The sequence below is a fragment of the Niabella sp. CPT15-335-S11 genome (assembly GCF_058792415.1).
Genome location: NZ_JBYTEI010000006.1, coordinates 58,592 through 75,629 on the forward strand (window position 1 = coordinate 58,592; position 17,038 = coordinate 75,629).

Here is a 17,038-nt window from a genome sequence, read left to right on the forward strand (position 1 = left end):
CCGGGTAGCCTCAGAAGTGATGGGGCTTGCATCCATTCGGGGCTTTGAGATTTAGTACAGGAGATTAGCTGTTCTGACCAACTTATCCAGATTGATGATCCGGATCTTTTTTCCTTTGAGTTCGATGATCCGGTCGTGGTTGAACTCCGATAACAACCTGATTGCGCTTTCTGTGGAAGTACCTACAAAATCAGCGATTTCTTCGCGGCTAAACTGTACATTCAACGTAAGCCCGTCGGATTCAAAGCCGTAAGTAGCTTTAAAAAACAATAACGCTTCCGCCATTCGCTCCCGTACGTTCTTTTGGGAAAGAGAAACAATATGCTCCTCTGCACTTTTCAGATCATCACTGATCCGTTTAAAAATAGCCGTGCACAATTTTGGATTGGTGATAACCAGGCCCAGGAAGAACTCCCGTTCAATAAAACAAAAGTCACAGTCTTCAATGGCTGTGGCTGTACAATGATAGCGGTCGTTCGACAAGAGTGCCCTGTAACCCAGGATGTCCCCGTCTCTCGACAACCTGAGGATCTGTTCTTTTCCGTCCGGACCTGTCGTACTGAGCTTAATTTTTCCCTTGCTGATGCAGAATAATCCCATAGGCAGACCATTCTCGGAAAAAATTATCTGGCCTTTTTTTGCCGAACTGCAGGATTTGTGTTTGTTGAGTTCCTCCAGTTCGGTTTCCGACAGATCGGAAAACAGGTGATAATTGTCTAAAATACAGGCTTTACAAATGTGCACGCCAAATTGAGTAGATAGATTCACCGTTTGTTGATAGTTTACAATACTTAAATAACAAATTATCTGCAAAGATAACGCGATTTGCCCACATAACCTTACCCCGAACTTTTTGTTAAAAAACCGAAATTATCAAAACCACAACACTTGAATACGAAATAAATCGTAACTTGTGGCAAAATTTGGTTATGCAGGAATCAAAATGGTTGAAACCGACAGAAAGTGAACTGGAGATTTTGAAAGTCCTTTGGGAAAACGGCAAAGCCACGGTCAGACAGGTGCATGAATCCCTGATGGCTCAGAAAGAAGTAGGATATACGACCACGCTCAAGCTGATGCAGATCATGCACGAAAAAGGGCTGGTAAAAAGAAACGATTCCCAGCGCACGCATGTCTATAGGGCGGCGGTCGACAAGGAGATGACGCAGAACCATCTCCTGAACAAAATGATCAGCGGTCTCTTCGGTGGTTCCTCCACTCAGTTGGTGATTCGCGCCCTCGGCGAGCATAAAGTCACGCAAAACGAACTGGAGCAGATCCAGTCGCTGATCAATGATTTGAAAAACAGCGAATAATAATGAGTTTAACCCTGCCATGGATTGCTAATTCCCTCGGATATGCCATGTTGTGCAGCATCTGGCAAAGTGGTCTGCTTTGGCTGATCGTAACCGGTTACACGTTTTTTCATCCAAAGGCCAGACCATCCTCGGTTTCGACCCTGCATTTTCTGGCGATCCTTTTGGGATTCCTGGAATTCCTGATCACTTTTATTTATGCGCTTTATTCTCCGCAGAGCCTGGGAAGCTGGACTCAATGGCTTCGGATTCAACCGGGCCAGCCCTTGTATGCCTGGCTGGCGGCTTTTTACCTGCTGATACTGATTTTTAAAGTTCCCCAGCTCGTTATTTCCTATTTTTCAGTGCAGTCGCTCCGGTCAGACGGGGTAAGCAGGGCTCCGGGACACCTGAAAATATTCTTGCTGGATGCATGTGCTGCTCTCGGGATCCGTCGCAAGGTCGAAATCTGGATTTCGAACCGGGCAGATTCGCCGCTCACTTTCGGTTTTTTGAAACCCGTGATCCTCCTCCCCGTTGCTGCCCTGAATAACCTGAGCACTCAACAGGTTGAAGCCATCCTTCTGCATGAAATTTCCCATATTCGCCGGAACGATTACCTGGTTCACCTGATCAGCAGGGTCTTGTCGACCCTGATGTTTTTCAATCCGTTTATTCAGGCGCTTGACCGCTCTCAGGGAATGGAAAGGGAAAAATCTGCCGACGACTGGGTCATCCGGTTTGATTATAATCGCGCCATGTACGCATCGGCACTGTACGCCCTTGCAAAATCCTCGGGAAAGGTTTCGGCATCCCTGGCTATTCCTGCTTCCGGAAACAAAATGGAATTGCTGAACCGCATTGAGTGGATGATGGGCAAGAAAGAACGTATCAGGCCGGGGAGAGTCAAGGTACTGGCCTACGCGCTCACTATTCTGAGCTTTTCGCTGATCACTTTTTCTGTATCGCGCAATCCTTCGCCCGTTCAGAAGCTGACGGCTTCGGTTTCCGTTATGAACGATATCCCGTTATGGTGGGTGGCAGCAGGGCCGCCATCGCATTCATCGGACTTAAGTCCTGCCCGAGTTCGTGAAGATAATCTTAGTCCTCAATCGAGTCCGCCGCGGGCTGCTCCCGGGAGCCCTTCTAACAATCATCTCACTGAACAAAGCAAAGAAACGATCCTGCCGGATCCGTCAACCCTGCAATTAAGTGAACCATTGCCTGTGCGATTTGTAAAATTGACGGCAGTGAGTTCGATGGCACTTTCTGCTGAACAGGAAGCGAAGATCGAAAAAGCGATTCAGGCCGCCCGCCAAATCATTGCGGAGTCCAATTGGAAAAGAATCGACCATGAGCTCGGGGAGGCTTTGACAAATGATGAAAAAAAGGCATTGAAGGATGAGTATATGAGGAGATTCGCGGAGGCTGACAGCCGTGGAGTAAAACAAGACCTGAGCCGTGTTTATTCCCGGGTCAATTGGGACTCTACGCTGTTGTATCTGAATGCTATAGTCAACGAATACAAAATGGACAGTGTTTCCCTGCAGTACAAGAATGAGCTGGCAGAACTCAAACTGATCAAAAATCAACTCGCATCACAGGCACCCACAGACAGTCTGCAACTTACTACGATTGCGACAATCAATGCCCGGATTCAGGAATTAAGCAACAGGATGAAAGCGCTTGACCGCATCCGGGCGAAAAAGATCACCGATCTGTAAATTAAGGCCAAGCCCATCGCCGTAGGTAGGGAAAATGCAGGGACTGGGGAAATTACGAATGGTCAATTACGAATTACGAATGGACCTGTAAAAAAGATAACTTCTCTAATTAAACCGTTCCGCGTAATTTGTAATTCATAATTAATTGTATATATATTACGTATAATATATATCGTCTATCGTCTGGCGTCTAACATCTAGCTTCTAAAGTCTAGCATCTATTGTCTATCGTCTATTGTCTATCGTCTATTGTCTATCGTCTATCGTCTGGCGTCTAAAGTCTAGCGTCTATTGTCTATCGTCTATCGTCTATTGTCTATCGTCTATTGTCTATCGTCTAATTTATTGTTTATTTTTGTGCCTTAAAATGATACTATGCGTGTAACATCTGAAAACAGGTTTAAAAAACTCATCGTTATTGGCGACAGGATACTGATTAGACCGGCAAAACCGGAAGACAGAACATCCAGTGGCCTGTATTTACCACCGGGCGTGCAGGAAAAGGAAAAAGTTCAGCAGGGTTACGTGATCAAGACCGGCCCGGGTTATGCCATTCCGATGCCTGTTGACGATGAACCCTGGAAGGCAGAAGACGAACAGGTTAAATACATTCCCCTGCAGGCCCGCGAAGGTGATCTGGCTATATTCCTGCTCAGTGGCGCCACCGAAGTGATGTACGAAAGTGAAAAGTTTTTTATCGTTCCTCAAAGCGCCATCCTGATGCTGGAGCGCGAGGAAGAATTCTGATAGCTAAACCGCCGCGGTAAGTCAGGCTTCCTGAATCACGGAGTAGCTACCTGCGTTCTAGTTGCTGCATTTCTTGCGATGTTCTCCATCCCGATCATATCATCCACGGCTTTGACGGCCTGATTGAGGTAGATATCTTCACTCAATTGTTTTAACCACAGATTGAGCCGCTCCTGTTTATTTTTATCGGTCGCATATTTATCTTTTTCAACATTCAGGAGAGAAACGTTCATTTTACGCTTCAGCTTTTGTACTTTCTCAATCTGGGCCATCTTCTCCCGCATTTCCTTTCTTTCTTTCCGGTATGCATCAATATTCAACGGGAAACTGCTATTATTCTCTTTTGCAAGCCAATCGCTGTTTCTTTTGATAATAACGAATGAACTGTCATGCTGCAACCTTTCTTCCCCGCGACTCTTAACTGCACGGAGATCAACAGGCATCTGCCAGGGCTTGTAATCGGCCCGGGCTATTTCGTCGTAAGGCAGCGCATCCTCGTAGTCTTTTTCCCGCATTTTCAGTATTTCAAGCTGACTGGGCATAACGATGTCTGAGACCACCCCTTTTAACTGCGTAGAGCCACCACTGACCCGATAGAACTTCTGAAGCGTCAGCTTTATTGTCCCCAGGTCCGATTCATCAAAGGTGAATCCCTTTTTTGCATCCAGACCAATATTTCTCTGCACCGTACCCTTTCCAAAAGTGGAGGTGCCGCCAATGATGATCCCTCGGCCATAATCCTGAATGGCCGCCGCGAATATTTCAGAAGCTGATGCGCTGAATTCATTCACTAATACAGCCAGTGGTCCCGTGTATAAAATAGATTCATCTTTATCCCTCAAAATGGTAGGGCGGTTATTCCTGTCTTTCACCTGCACTACAGGACCATCACCTATGAAAAGACCCGCCATTTGAACTACATCATATAGGGATCCCCCGCCATTATTGCGTAGATCCATGATAATTCCATCGACTTTTTCATTCTTTAGTTTCTTCACTTCATTCTCCACATCCAGGTAACTCCGTCTGCCATTTGCATCTTCAAAGTCGGCATAAAATTCAGGCAGGTAAATGATACCAATGCGGGTGTGGTTGACGCTGTCTTTGATAATAGCGCTACGGGCATAGGTGTCAATGTCGCTCTCAATCTTTGCCCTTTGCATCTTCACGTTCTTGATGGTGCCGTCTGCTTTCTTCACTGTAATACTCACTGTGCTGCCTTCTTTTCCCCGGATCAGCTTAACAGCATCCTGCACCGTATAGCCCATCAGATCCACTTCCGGTGCATCACCCTGTCCCACTTTCGAAATAATATCACCTACCTGAAGTACTCCGGATCTGGCCGCAGGACTTCCGGGATTTATAGCGGTGATTTTGATCCCGGTTTCAGTTTGTAAGAGCATAGCTCCAATGCCAAAAAATCGTCCACTCATTTCTTCATCGAAATACCGCTTATCCGCCGGCGGAAAAAATTCAGTGTGAGGATCCATCGTGTTGGCGATGGCATCCACAAACATATTGAACAGATCATCTTCCGTGTACTTCACGCGGTAGCGATCAAAAAACCTGCGTACAATCGTATCTGCTCTGGTCCGCGCTTCCTTTTCGTACTGAATGTCAGTCTTTGCTTTATAACCCGGTTTGTTTTTATTCAAATCTCGCTGATCCAAAGAGTCCACATATCGTTCCAATGACAGATATTTTAATTTTTTCCTCCATCGCTCCTTTCGCTCCGTTTCCGAATTAGGATACTGCAACTTCTTGCCGTCCATCACATAGTTCTCGTGCAGGTTATAATCAAAAGGTTTAGAAAGTATTTCACTGCTCCACTGGGCTGAGATCTTCACCCTGTCATTGAAAACTTTTGATACTGCGATAAAACTTTCCACCGGTGCTCCCTTGAGTTCATCATCGATCCGGCTGCCGTATTTCTGAGATAGCGTGGTCACATCTGATTTCAGAAAAATATTCTTTTCCGGATCCAGGGTCTCCAGGTATTTGTTAAATACTTTATTGGAAAAATTATCATCTATTTCGCGGGGACTGAAATGCGCTTGTGATAACATTTGTCCAACCAGCCTCATGATCTTTTCGTATTTGCCAGCTTCAGGTATGCCGGTGGACCGTGTGCTCCTGAAAGCAAAAAAAGAACCGGTTAGCACAATCAGCAAAAGCACATAGGGTAATCTCTTCATATCCAGAATATATTTAAAAAACGAAGTCATCTTCAAAAATAGTTTAAAAATACCATGTTGCCCGCAGTTCGAGCCGTAATTTAGCATTAGTTTTAAACCATCCGGCGGGGTTTTGTTCAATATCCTCTAATTAGACGATAAATTCCGGGCCGTAAATTTCCTGAATGTTGATTTTTTTGTTAATTTTGCCGCTCAAATGGTGGCTGTAGCTCAGTTGGTTAGAGCATCAGATTGTGGTTCTGAGGGTCGCCGGTTCGAACCCGGTTAGCCACCCAGATTAACCCCGGATTAAAATTCGGGGTTTTTTTAATGAATAATATATATATGAACCTAATAATATATTTAATCCCAGTCTTTTCCGCCACACTGGGGTGGCTCCTGAGCCTGTTGCTGTGCCGGTACCTCCAAAGATCCTATTTTCCGAAGCTTAGCGCAAAGCTTTCAAAGCAGGCGGCCTCGGGAATTACAACACTCCTCAGAGACGGCGAATCCCTGAAGAACCTGGTTGAAAGTTCCGGTCTCACCGAACGCAGCCTACCCTATCTTGAACAGCAAATTGACCATTTCCTGACCACCAAATTACCGGAAGAAATTCCAATGCTGAGCATGTTCATCACTTCGAAGACCACGGATAAAGTAAAAGCAGTCTTTTTGAATGAATTGAGATCACTGATACCCGGCTTCCTCGCAAGACTTCTTTCGGCAGAAACAGGAGAAAAGACTGATTTTGACAATTTCTTAAGCAGGAAAATTGAAGAAACGACGTCCAAGCAGTTTTTAAGCCCCGCATTTTCAGGTGCGCTTAAAAAATTAAAGATCTGGGGTTTTGTATACGGACTTTGCATCGGGCTTCTGAACTTATTAGTTGTATTGTGGTTATAATCGCAGACCTGTTAAATAAACAAACCTGCTGAGTAATTTCAGGTTTACAGACAAAAATCAATTCCGCAAAGAGCCTGTTTCGGGATAAATCCCCTTGTCTAACTCTTTTACTATGGGCAAATTTCCGATCAGGCAACTATCGGCTCCCTTCGTAAAAGATATTTTGCGCTCATCCCTATTTAGTCAAATATTTCACCATTTATTGATTTTATTTGTCTGATTCAAATTTATGAACAACATTATACGTACTTCCGCTTCCCTTTACAAAATACTTTTTACCGGCCTTTTATTAGGCTTATCACTCGGTGCATTCAGCCAGGGTATGCCTGGTGGCGGCCAAATGCCCACCGGGTCAGTCTTTGGTAAACTCATCGATTCTGCCACTGGCAAAGGTATTGATGCCGCAACCGTTGAGCTTTCGCAAATGAAAATGGACTCAGCAACGCGAAAACCCAAACAGGTCAGGATCGATATGGTCTTGTCAGACGCGGACCATGCCTTCAGATTGGAAAAAATCCCCATTTTCGGACAATACATCCTGAAAATTTCTGCCATGGGTTACAAGTCCTATACCACACATTTCAGTTTTGTTGACAAAAATGCTATGCAACCGGGCCGGGCAGATATGAGCAAAATACTTGCTGCAACAGACAAAGACCTGGGGAACCTGAAACTCACCGTTGATCACGAATTGTTATCCAATGTAACCGTAACCGCCTCTGCAACGGGGACACAGCTTGGTATCGACCGGAAAATTTATAATGTAGAAGGTAACCTGAACGCAGCGGGGGGAACGGCCACTGATGTTCTCAAAAACGTTCCTTCTGTAAGTGTAGATATCGACGGAAATGTAAGTGTCCGCAATAGTACCCCGCAAATCTTTGTGGATGGCAGACCCACTACGCTGACCCTCGACCAGATTCCCGCTGATCAGATCCAAACCGTGGAAGTGATCACGAATCCTTCAGCAAAATATGATGCGTCCGGAGGTATGGCAGGTATTCTGAATATTGTGTTGAAAAAGAACCGGCGACCGGGTTACAGCGGAAACCTGCGCGCAGGCATTGATCAGCGTGGCAAAATAAATGCAGGTGGTAACCTGAATATCCGGCAGGGTAAATTCAATTTCTTTGGTAACGCTATGTACATCCAGCGTGAACGCCATACCTGGGGAACAACCGAAAGAACGACCACCCTGAAAAATCTTACTACCCGGCTGGATCAAAGCGACCGGGGCATCAACAACGGAACCTTCATGTTTGGACGTGCGGGGTTTGATTATTTCTTAGACAACCGAAATACCATCACTCTGGCCGGTATGGGCGTACGCGGCAGGTTCAACAGTAGCACCAACAGTGAGATCCTGGTGGATACGGTGTCAAGTCTGAATAATATACAAGCGAAGATCCTTCGCAACTCAGCAGGTGGCTTTAATTTCCGTAGCCTGGGAGGAAGCGCGGCTTATGTGCATAATTTCCCAAAAAATGGGCACCAGCTTAGCGCAGATCTCAATTATAATAAGAGCAGGAACTGGAATCAGACTTCAACCACTAACCGGAATTTTGCCCATGCCTCCGGCTCACAAACCGGCACTTTCAGACAGCAACAGGATGGTAAGGGAAATAATGAGCGCCTCACAGCACAGATCGACTATGCCAATCCAATAACAACCCGGAGCAAGATCGAAACCGGGGCGAGACTGAATCAATCCAGTCTTGCTTCTGAAAATAACTTTTCATGGGTGGAACCATCGGGAACACTTGTTCCGCAACCGCTTCTGTCGTCAAAATTCGATTATACCGACAGGGTCCTGGCAGCGTATGGAAACTTTTCCAGCAAGATCGGGGATAATTTTGGATACCAGGCGGGACTTAGACTGGAGAGTTCGGAGTATAACGGGACGGTAACCGGCGGCACAAATAACCAGTTTAAGATACAATATCCCGTAAGTCTTTTTCCCAGTATTTTTTTGTCACAGCAACTTAAGCACGATCAGCAACTGCAGTTAAATTATAGCCGGCGGATCAACAGGCCCGGATTCTTCCAGCTGTTTCCGTTTACCGATTATACCGATTCGTTGAACCTGAGCCGCGGGAACCCAGATCTGAAACCTGAGTTTACCAATTCCATCGAACTCTCCTATGCCAAGAATTTCGACAGGAGCAATAACCTGATCCTGTCTACTTATTTCAAACATACCAACGGCCTTATCACGCGTTACCAGGCTACCGAACCAAATCCTGTACGCGGCGATACGATGCTGGTCAATACGTATATCAACGCAAATTCAGGATATGCCGGCGGTTTCGAAGCAATTGCTAAAAATAAGATCACTCCCTGGTGGAATATTACCAGTAATCTGAATGTGTACACTTCGAAGATCAATATTGAAGATCGCGATATTACTCCTCCGGCCCAACTGTGGAGCTGGTTTGGCAAGATCAACAACGATTTCAAACTGCCCAAAAATTTCACCGTTCAATTATCTGGCGATTATAATTCCAAACGAGTACTGGCACCCGGCGGGTCTGCAGGAAGCAGTGGCGGCGGGCGGGGCTTTATGGGAGGGAATGTTTCCGGTAATGCCCAGGGTTATAGCATGCCCAAGTTGAGTGTGGATGCTTCTGTGCGTTATGAGTTTCTTAAGAATAAAGCGGCTTCCCTCACCCTCAGTGTCAACGATATTTTCCGCACGGACCTCACTGAAACCTACACCGAGTCTCCCATATTCAGCCAGCATTCGGTCAGGCGTGCCGACCAGCAGTTTTTCCGGTTGAATTTCGCTTTCCGTTTTGGTAAGTTTGATACTTCGTTGTTCAAGCGCAAGAGCAACAGGAACGAGATGGAAGGCATGGATTCAGATATGGGAGGAATGGGACCGCGGTAGGCCGGATCAGGCTATTTCCCTGAATTATGAGCTCAGTCTGCCGGACAAAATATTTGATTATGTCCAGGCGGGTGTACCGGTGGCCGCCACTCCGATCCCGGAAGTAAAAAAGATCATTGAACAATATCAGTGTGGATTTTGTTTCTCTAATATTCAACCCGAATTCATGGCCGAAGAAGTTATGACATTGATGAAGCAAGAATCCACGTACCAGTTTTACCGGCAAAATGCCATAAAAGCGGCAGCAGAGCTCTGCTGGGAAAAAGAAAAATTCAGGCTCGTCGACAATTACAGGCCATATCTGTAATGGAAAGACATTTACATATAGTGTGCGCCGAGATGCCCTGGCCTGCAGATTGTGGTGACAATATTGACATCCAGAACCGTCTCGATGCGTTTTATCAAAACGGCATTCTGATTCACTTACACTACTTTGGTCGGGAACCTGACAATGTCCCCAGGAAACTCAAAAATAAATGCACCTCCGTTTCGGTTTATCCCGGAAAGAATAAAGGAATATACTTCCCAGGTAAAACGCCCGCTGCCATACATACCAGAATTGATGAACAACTGATAGAAACCCTGAATGCAGACAATTACCCCATTCTCATGGAAGGCATCGCTGTTACAGGAAATTTGAAAGGGATCCATTCAGAAAACAGAAAGATCTGCATCCGGGTTCATCGCGAAGGTTCCGCATACTACAATAGACTGATGAAGATTTGCAGAAACCCTGCAAAAAAACTATACTACGCAGTGGAAAGCTACCTGATGAAAAAGTACATGAAATCCCTGCCGGACCATTGCATGTATGCCTGTGTTTCTAAAGTAGATGCACAGCGCCTGTCTGACCTTGGATTACCTGACGTGCGTTTTATCCCCGCGTTTCCCTCCTGGCAGACCGTCACGGCTCCGGCTGGAATGGGCAACTTGTGCCTGTTCCATGGAAATTTATCCGTACCTGAAAATGAAAGAACGGCGCTCTGGCTACTATGGAATATTTTTAACAAAGTAAGGATACCTTTTGTCATAGCAGGTAAGAACCCATCGAGGAGACTTCAAAAGGCTGCTTCATTTCTTCAGCACACCTGCCTGATCAGTAATCCGTGTGATCAGGAAATGAACGATCTGATCAGGAAAGCCCACATAAATATTTTACCTTGTCTTCATCCAAAAAACCCGACGGGTATTCGTCAGAAGCTGCTCCACGCGCTGTTTGAGGGGAGGCACTGTGTAGCCACGGCTTCAATGGTTGCGGGAACGGATCTGGAAGACGCCTGTCATATTGGAAATTCTGCTAATGGCATGGCCAGCATCATCTCCCAATTATATTATTTGCCATTCGCAGAAGAAGAAATCACGCTCAGGAAGAGGCTCTTGTGTGACCGTTATAATAATGAAAAAAACCTGACTGGTTTTACAGCGTATCTATGGTAGCGTTATCGATGACTTTACTATCTTCCGTCTTTATCAGGCGTGCAGGATATTTTTCAACAACCAGGTAATCATGGGTGGCCATTACAATGGCCATATCAAATTCGCGGGCGATCCGCAATAACAAACGCATAATTTCGTTAGTGGTTTCAGGATCCAGGTTTCCGGTGGGTTCGTCAGCCAGGAGAAGCTGCGGACTATTCAACAAAGCCCTGGCAATATCCACTCTTTGCTGTTCGCCGCCGCTCATCTCAAAAGGCATTTTATATCCCTGTGCCTTAAGTCCAACCTGTTCCAGCACTTCTTCAATTTTTTCATCCATCAGCTTTTCATCGGTCCATCCGGTTGCTTTAAGTACAAATTTCAGGTTGGCAGCTACGTTCCGGTCGGTAAGCAGTCTGAAATCCTGAAAAACCACCCCAAGCTTCCGTCTTAGAAATGGTACCTGTTTCCAATGCAATTGCCGGAGTTGAAAACCCGCTACAGTCGCTTCTCCCGATTTCAATGGAAGTTCACCGTAAAGTGTCTTTAACAGACTGGACTTTCCCGTACCGGTACGACCTACCAGGTAGGCAAACTCGCCGCTGTTTACCAACAGGTTCACATTATCAAGGATAAGGTTATCACCCTGGTACACACTCGCATTGCTCATTTCGATGATGGGTTTTGGCATATATGGACGTTCAGTCCTGCAAAATAAGGTAAAAATGTGTATTCAAAAAGATCCTATGGTCATTCTGCAGAGCATTCAAAAAAAAACGACGTCCCGTGAATTTGTCGTGTCAACAAAAACGGCCGTGAAAACACGGCCGCTCCAAAAACCAACTATTGCATCTGTCAAAATCTTCTGCCTCTGATATTGTCACCACGGTCCCCACTACTTCTGGAGTCCGGAGGTGGGGCCTGCATCTCACGGCTGCGCGATTCCCGCTGAGGTGCGGCCTGGGACCTTTCCATGGCCCGCTGCTGCTGTGCCTGCTCCTGACGCTGACGTTCCATTTCATTATTTCGCTGGCGATCTGCCTGCTCCTGCTGGCGTTGACGCATTTCAGCCGAACGCTGCTCATTCATTTGTTGCTCACGCTGGCGCATTCCTTGCTCGTTACGCTGGCGATCTATCTGCTCCTGCTGGCGCTGGCGCATCTCGGAAGAACGCTGTTCATTCATTTGTTGTTCACGCTGACGCATTCCTTGGTCGTTGCGCTGGCGATCTATCTGTTCCTGTTGACGCTGACGAATTTCGCCGGAACGTTGTTCATTCATTTGTTGCTCACGCTGACGCATTCCTTGGTCGTTGCGCTGACGATCTATCTGCTCTTGTTGACGCTGACGCATCTCGGAAGAACGCCGTTCATTCATCTGTTGTTCACGCTGACGCATTCCTTGGTCGTTGCGCTGACGATCTACCTGTTCCTGTTGACGCTGACGAATTTCGCCGGAACGTTGTTCATTCATCTGCCGCTCACGCTGACGCATATTATCTTCATTTCGCTGCTGCCTTGCGTTGCCGGCAGATTGATCAACCGGCACGCCAACCCTGCTTCTGTCTCCCCGCACGCGCTCGTTACCTGCAGCGCCCCGTTCATTTCCCTGTTGGCCAATAGCTCCTGATCTCTCCCGTCCACGCAATACATTGCCACGATCAGCCAGGCTCCTGTCATAAGCTTCAACATTCCTGGGTGCATAGGTTGTTCTGTCACCTCCACGTTCTCTTTGCACAGTCGGCCTATAAACATTCACTGCATCACGGCTAAGAGAGGCTCTGCCAGGTCTGCTTGCGTCCTGATAACGGACAGATTGTATCCTTCCCGTGTACCTTTCAACATCAGAGCGAAGCGGACCATTTGAATAATACCTGTTCTGTGCGGCTCTGTCGTACCTTCCACCATAACCTCTGTTTCCATAATTGTTGATGATGGTGGTATTGTTGATGATCGTTACATTATTCTGGTAGGGGTAGTAATATCGGTCTATGTACCTGGAACTCATATACCGGGAGGGCGCAAAGGTCCAGTAGTCATAGGGCGGATTGTATCGGCCGATGCCAATGTTGATACTGAAGCCCGGACGAAGGGGCGCCCATCCATAATAGTCGTCACCACCGCGCCATGCAACCCAGGCTGGCGACCAGTCGTAACCCGGAACCCATAACCACCCGTAGAACGGGTCATAGAACCAGCGACCGTAGTGAAAGGGGCCCCATCCCCAGTCGTAATTGGAATTCCACATCCAGTCGCCGACATCCGTGTAGAGCCAATAACCATTGCTTGAATAGGGCCGGAAATCCCCGCCCAATCTCGGCCTCCAGGAATACCCATAGTCAGGGTAATCGATCCAGTCTCCATAAGGGCTCAGCTCGTCATAAAAGGTTTGAAAATTAATACTGACGCCTACCCTCGGTTGTGACGCGGCCGGCTTTGCAAATGCCAGACCCAGCACGAACATCAACACCAGGCTAAAGGGGGTAAACATTCGTTTCATTTTTGTGGTTTTAAAATTTAAGTGGTTCAGGACCCCGGCTGGCGGACCAGTTTTCGCGAATCCATCTCCTGATTATATGACGCCGCAATTTGTGTAAAGTTGCTTCCGCGTTCTTTCGTTCACCGAATTAAGGAAATTTTTTACAAAAAATTTTAACAATTTTCTAAACAATCGGACAGCTTACACGTAGATACTAAAATCCATTAAAAATATTGTTCTGATAGACTACTACAGCATATTACAGATTGAACCCACCGCATCACAGGCTGAGATAAAGACGGCCTTCAGGAAGCAGGCGCATCTGTTTCACCCGGATAAAAATCCCGGCAACAGGGAGTCGGAAGCATATTACGCCCTGCTCAAAGAAGCCTATGAGACGCTGAGCAATCCTGAACTGAAAATAAAATACCAGGAAAAAAGATGGCTGCTACGGGCCAACGGTGCGAACTATTCTCTCCCGGTCACGACGCCCGAAGAGGTGTTGAAAAGTTTCTTACACGCCTACGGGAAAACCGCGTTTATAGACACCTGGAGGATGAACAGGAAACAGTATTTTAACAGCCTGCAGGTTTTGTTAAACGATGACGTAATCCGGATCCTGAACAGTGAAAATGATGCAGAAATAAGCCGGGAGGTTGTCAGTCTGGGAATCGGGCTGTTGCGAATACTAACACCTTCCGGCCAGGGAGCTTTTCTGGCAAGACTAAAAATAATCAACTCCGGGGAAGCCGCACACAGACTGATTTTGGAGGAGGAAAAACAAATCCGGAGCCGGATTTGGTGGGAACGCCTGAAGTGGTTCGCGATCCCTGCACTCGCGATACTTCTTTGCCTGTTGATCTGGCTGGCAGGCGTTGGGCGCTGAATTCAGATATGGCAGTCGCATCACAGAAAAAAAACCGGTGTTTAAAGGATTTTGCCTATCTTTCCTTATGCTCTTCTAAAGAAACATTTATTAAAAGGAAAATGAACTTATGATCCCCATTGGCGATGACAATTCCGGAAGGACCATCTCACCTATCATCAACTACCTGCTAATTGCTGTTAATGTACTCGTTTTTATTTTCGTCCAGCAAATGGGTACCGACCAGGCGCTGATCATGAGTTTCTCTACCGTTCCCCAGGAAATCCTGACAAATACAGATATCACTTCGCACGGCCTGGGTGTTACGCCGATACCGGTTTATGGCACCATACTTACTTCGATGTTTATGCATGCCAGCTTTGGCCATCTTGCGGGCAATATGCTTTTCCTCTGGATTTTCGGCGATAATCTGGAAAATGTAATGGGGCATTTCAGATACCTGGTCTTCTACCTGCTCTGCGGCGTAATCGCATCGCTGAGCCACGTCTTCATGTCGGCCCACAATGGCACCACGCTGTATGTTCCCAGTCTGGGCGCATCCGGTGCTATCTCGGGTGTACTGGGCGGCTATCTGATGTTATTTCCGATGAACAGGATCAGGATCTTTGTTATCCGGTCAGTGGTCCATGTTCCTGCGATTATAACCCTGGGTGTATGGATCGCTTTACAGGTCGTCAGCCAACTGGGTGCCCTTGGGGACCGGGCAAATGGAGAGGCCGGCGGTGTAGCTTATGCCGCACATATTGGCGGATTCGTAGGAGGGATCCTCATGGTGAGATTATTTACCAGGACTAAGCCTGCAGGTTATTAAATCTTCTTTATATTTGGCTGTTTGGAGACAGGGCAAAGACGCCTGCCTCATTGATTAATAAAATAATTTATGAACAGATTCGTACTCTTCATTGGTCTATTATTTTTTTCCCTTCAGATTTTTGCGCAGGACACCTACTGGCAGCAGCACCTCAGATTTAATATCGATGTATCGCTTGACGACAAAGCAAAAGCCCTTAGTGGTTTTGAAACTATAGTATATAAAAACAATGCGCCCGACACACTAAGTTTTATTTGGTTTCATATATGGCCGAATGCTTATAAGAATGATTCGACAGCGCTTATTAAACAAATCAGGGCTGATGCGAGCCGGCGCGAACCATTTACTACGTATACAAAAGGATTCATTACGGGGCTGGATTTTAAAGTAAACGGCAAATCCGCCAAAACACAGCCGCACAGCAATCCGAACTACATTGATATCATCCGGCTGTTATTACCCAAACCACTTTACCCCGGAGATTCCGTAACAATTACTACACCTTTTAAGGTTCAGCTTCCCTCCTATTTTTCAAGATCGGGATTCGCAGACGGACAGTTTATGGTTTGTCAGTGGTATCCAAAACCTGCAGTGTATGACAAAAAAGGATGGCACGAATTTCCATACCTGGACATGGGGGAGTTTTACGGTGAGTATGCAAATTATAAAGTGAGTATCAGCCTTCCCGGTGAATACGTAGTGGGCGCTACAGGTGTGATGCACAACCCGGGCGAACTGGCACAGTACAAAGCTGTTGGTGCGAAAAATACACTCAACCGGAGCGGTAAACCAACGATGTATAAACCGGTACCGGGCAGAAAAAAACTAACCTATACGGCTGATAATGTACCGGACTTTGCTTGGTTCGCCGAAAAAAATATCATCATCCAGTACGATACCCTTCAACTTGGATCGGGAAAAACAGTGGATGCCTTTACCTTTTATAAAGACAAACCAGGCTCGGTTTGGTCTAATAGTATCGATTACGTAAAAGATGCAGCCAGCAAATACAGCCAATGGATCGGAGAATATGAATATCCAACGGTTCAGGCTTTTGAGGGTCCGAAGAATAATGCCAGCGGCGGTATGGAATACCCGATGATTACACTCATCACTGATCCTGATGCTACACCGGAAAGCCTGGATGCGGTGATCACGCATGAAGTAGGGCACAACTGGTTCATGAGTATGCTTGGTAGCAACGAACGCGCTCACGCGTGGCAGGACGAAGGCCTGAATACATATTTTGAATTTCGTTATGAAGCGGAAAAATACCGGTACAACGCCATCTTCAAAGATCAGATCCCTGCGAATATTAAAAAGCTGCCGGTCTGGGAATTTCAAAGAGCAGTATACGGTGCGTTGAGTGGCATCCCTATGCAAACGCCTATTGAAACACCATCTGCTGATTTTAAAAATTCTGAAGACTATGGGCTCATTGAATATCTCAAAACCGCGATCTGGGTCTATAAGATGGAATCCAGTCTGGGCAGGGACAACGTGGATAAAGCCTTCCAGCAATATTTTAAGGATTGGAAGAACAAGCATCCGCAGCCTGAGGACCTGAAGGCCTCCTTCGAAAAGGCTTTGGGGCGCAATCTGGATTCCTATTTCGACCTCCTGAAAAAAGACGGCAGTTTGCGTAACTGATCACGACTCCGATCCGGTAATATTTTTTTATCCCGATGTGTTGGCGTAACTTTAAAGGTGAGACAGT

14 protein-coding genes, 1 tRNA gene and 1 pseudogene are annotated in these 17,038 nt (G+C 46.4%); 12 read left to right on the forward strand and 4 right to left on the reverse strand.

Annotated elements, in window-relative coordinates; genetic code table 11:
• Nucleotides 1–51: 51 nt before the first annotated feature.
• Nucleotides 52–768, reverse strand: a complete 717-nt coding sequence (locus AC3WS5_RS14350; RefSeq protein WP_492468089.1) for a Crp/Fnr family transcriptional regulator — start codon at nucleotides 766–768, stop codon at nucleotides 52–54.
• 161 nt (nucleotides 769–929) lie between these two features.
• On the opposite strand from AC3WS5_RS14350, the gene AC3WS5_RS14355 reads away from it, so the two are divergent.
• The 3 genes from AC3WS5_RS14355 (at nucleotide 930) to AC3WS5_RS14365 (ending at nucleotide 3,766) form a co-directional block, all read left to right on the forward strand.
• Nucleotides 930–1,316 (forward strand): BlaI/MecI/CopY family transcriptional regulator, encoded by a 387-nt coding sequence (locus AC3WS5_RS14355; RefSeq protein ID WP_492468090.1) that lies wholly within the window; start codon nucleotides 930–932, stop codon nucleotides 1,314–1,316.
• 2 nt (nucleotides 1,317–1,318) lie between these two features.
• Nucleotides 1,319–3,019: a M56 family metallopeptidase gene (locus AC3WS5_RS14360; RefSeq protein WP_492468091.1), complete on the forward strand. Its 1,701-nt coding sequence runs from the start codon at nucleotides 1,319–1,321 to the stop codon at nucleotides 3,017–3,019.
• Nucleotides 3,020–3,394: 375 nt separating this feature from the next.
• Nucleotides 3,395–3,766, forward strand: coding sequence for a co-chaperone GroES (locus AC3WS5_RS14365; RefSeq protein ID WP_492468092.1), 372 nt, complete (start codon nucleotides 3,395–3,397; stop codon nucleotides 3,764–3,766).
• 35 nt (nucleotides 3,767–3,801) lie between these two features.
• Here AC3WS5_RS14365 and AC3WS5_RS14370 read toward each other — a convergent pair whose 3' ends face one another.
• On the reverse strand, nucleotides 3,802–5,961 hold the full coding sequence (locus tag AC3WS5_RS14370) for a carboxy terminal-processing peptidase (protein WP_492468093.1): 2,160 nt from the start codon (nucleotides 5,959–5,961) through the stop codon (nucleotides 3,802–3,804).
• A gap of 199 nt (nucleotides 5,962–6,160) precedes the next feature.
• Here AC3WS5_RS14370 and AC3WS5_RS14375 point away from each other — a divergent pair.
• From AC3WS5_RS14375 to AC3WS5_RS14395, 5 genes are all read left to right on the forward strand, one after another.
• A tRNA-His gene (locus tag AC3WS5_RS14375) sits at nucleotides 6,161–6,234 on the forward strand.
• 51 nt (nucleotides 6,235–6,285) lie between these two features.
• Nucleotides 6,286–6,843 (forward strand): hypothetical protein, encoded by a 558-nt coding sequence (locus AC3WS5_RS14380; protein WP_492468094.1) that lies wholly within the window; start codon nucleotides 6,286–6,288, stop codon nucleotides 6,841–6,843.
• A gap of 229 nt (nucleotides 6,844–7,072) precedes the next feature.
• Entirely contained in the window at nucleotides 7,073–9,730 is a 2,658-nt protein-coding gene (locus tag AC3WS5_RS14385; RefSeq protein ID WP_492468095.1) for a TonB-dependent receptor, read from the forward strand.
• A gap of 166 nt (nucleotides 9,731–9,896) precedes the next feature.
• On the forward strand, nucleotides 9,897–10,037 hold the full coding sequence (locus AC3WS5_RS14390; RefSeq protein ID WP_492468096.1) for a hypothetical protein: 141 nt from the start codon (nucleotides 9,897–9,899) through the stop codon (nucleotides 10,035–10,037).
• 32 nt (nucleotides 10,038–10,069) lie between these two features.
• On the forward strand, nucleotides 10,070–11,167 hold the full coding sequence (locus tag AC3WS5_RS14395) for a glycosyltransferase (protein WP_492468097.1): 1,098 nt from the start codon (nucleotides 10,070–10,072) through the stop codon (nucleotides 11,165–11,167).
• Here the strand turns inward: AC3WS5_RS14395 and AC3WS5_RS14400 are convergent.
• Complete coding sequence (locus AC3WS5_RS14400; protein ID WP_492468098.1) at nucleotides 11,148–11,837, reverse strand: cell division ATP-binding protein FtsE; 690 nt, start codon at nucleotides 11,835–11,837, stop codon at nucleotides 11,148–11,150. The genes AC3WS5_RS14395 and AC3WS5_RS14400 overlap by 20 nt on opposite strands.
• A 164-nt stretch (nucleotides 11,838–12,001) precedes the next feature.
• Entirely contained in the window at nucleotides 12,002–13,645 is a 1,644-nt protein-coding gene (locus AC3WS5_RS14405) for a DUF6600 domain-containing protein (RefSeq protein ID WP_492468099.1), read from the reverse strand.
• A gap of 235 nt (nucleotides 13,646–13,880) precedes the next feature.
• On the opposite strand from AC3WS5_RS14405, the pseudogene AC3WS5_RS14410 reads away from it, so the two are divergent.
• From AC3WS5_RS14410 to AC3WS5_RS14425, 4 genes and pseudogenes are all read left to right on the forward strand, one after another.
• A pseudogene (locus tag AC3WS5_RS14410) lies at nucleotides 13,881–14,042 on the forward strand (J domain-containing protein); the annotation flags it as partial.
• Nucleotides 14,043–14,180: 138 nt separating this feature from the next.
• The gene (locus tag AC3WS5_RS14415) at nucleotides 14,181–14,510 is read left to right on the forward strand and encodes a hypothetical protein (RefSeq protein ID WP_492468100.1); all 330 of its coding nucleotides are present in this window, start codon (nucleotides 14,181–14,183) and stop codon (nucleotides 14,508–14,510) included.
• A gap of 109 nt (nucleotides 14,511–14,619) precedes the next feature.
• Nucleotides 14,620–15,321 (forward strand): rhomboid family intramembrane serine protease, encoded by a 702-nt coding sequence (locus AC3WS5_RS14420; RefSeq protein ID WP_492468101.1) that lies wholly within the window; start codon nucleotides 14,620–14,622, stop codon nucleotides 15,319–15,321.
• A gap of 69 nt (nucleotides 15,322–15,390) precedes the next feature.
• The gene (locus AC3WS5_RS14425; protein ID WP_492468102.1) at nucleotides 15,391–16,971 is read left to right on the forward strand and encodes a M1 family metallopeptidase; all 1,581 of its coding nucleotides are present in this window, start codon (nucleotides 15,391–15,393) and stop codon (nucleotides 16,969–16,971) included.
• The last annotated feature ends 67 nt before the right edge of the window (nucleotides 16,972–17,038 follow it).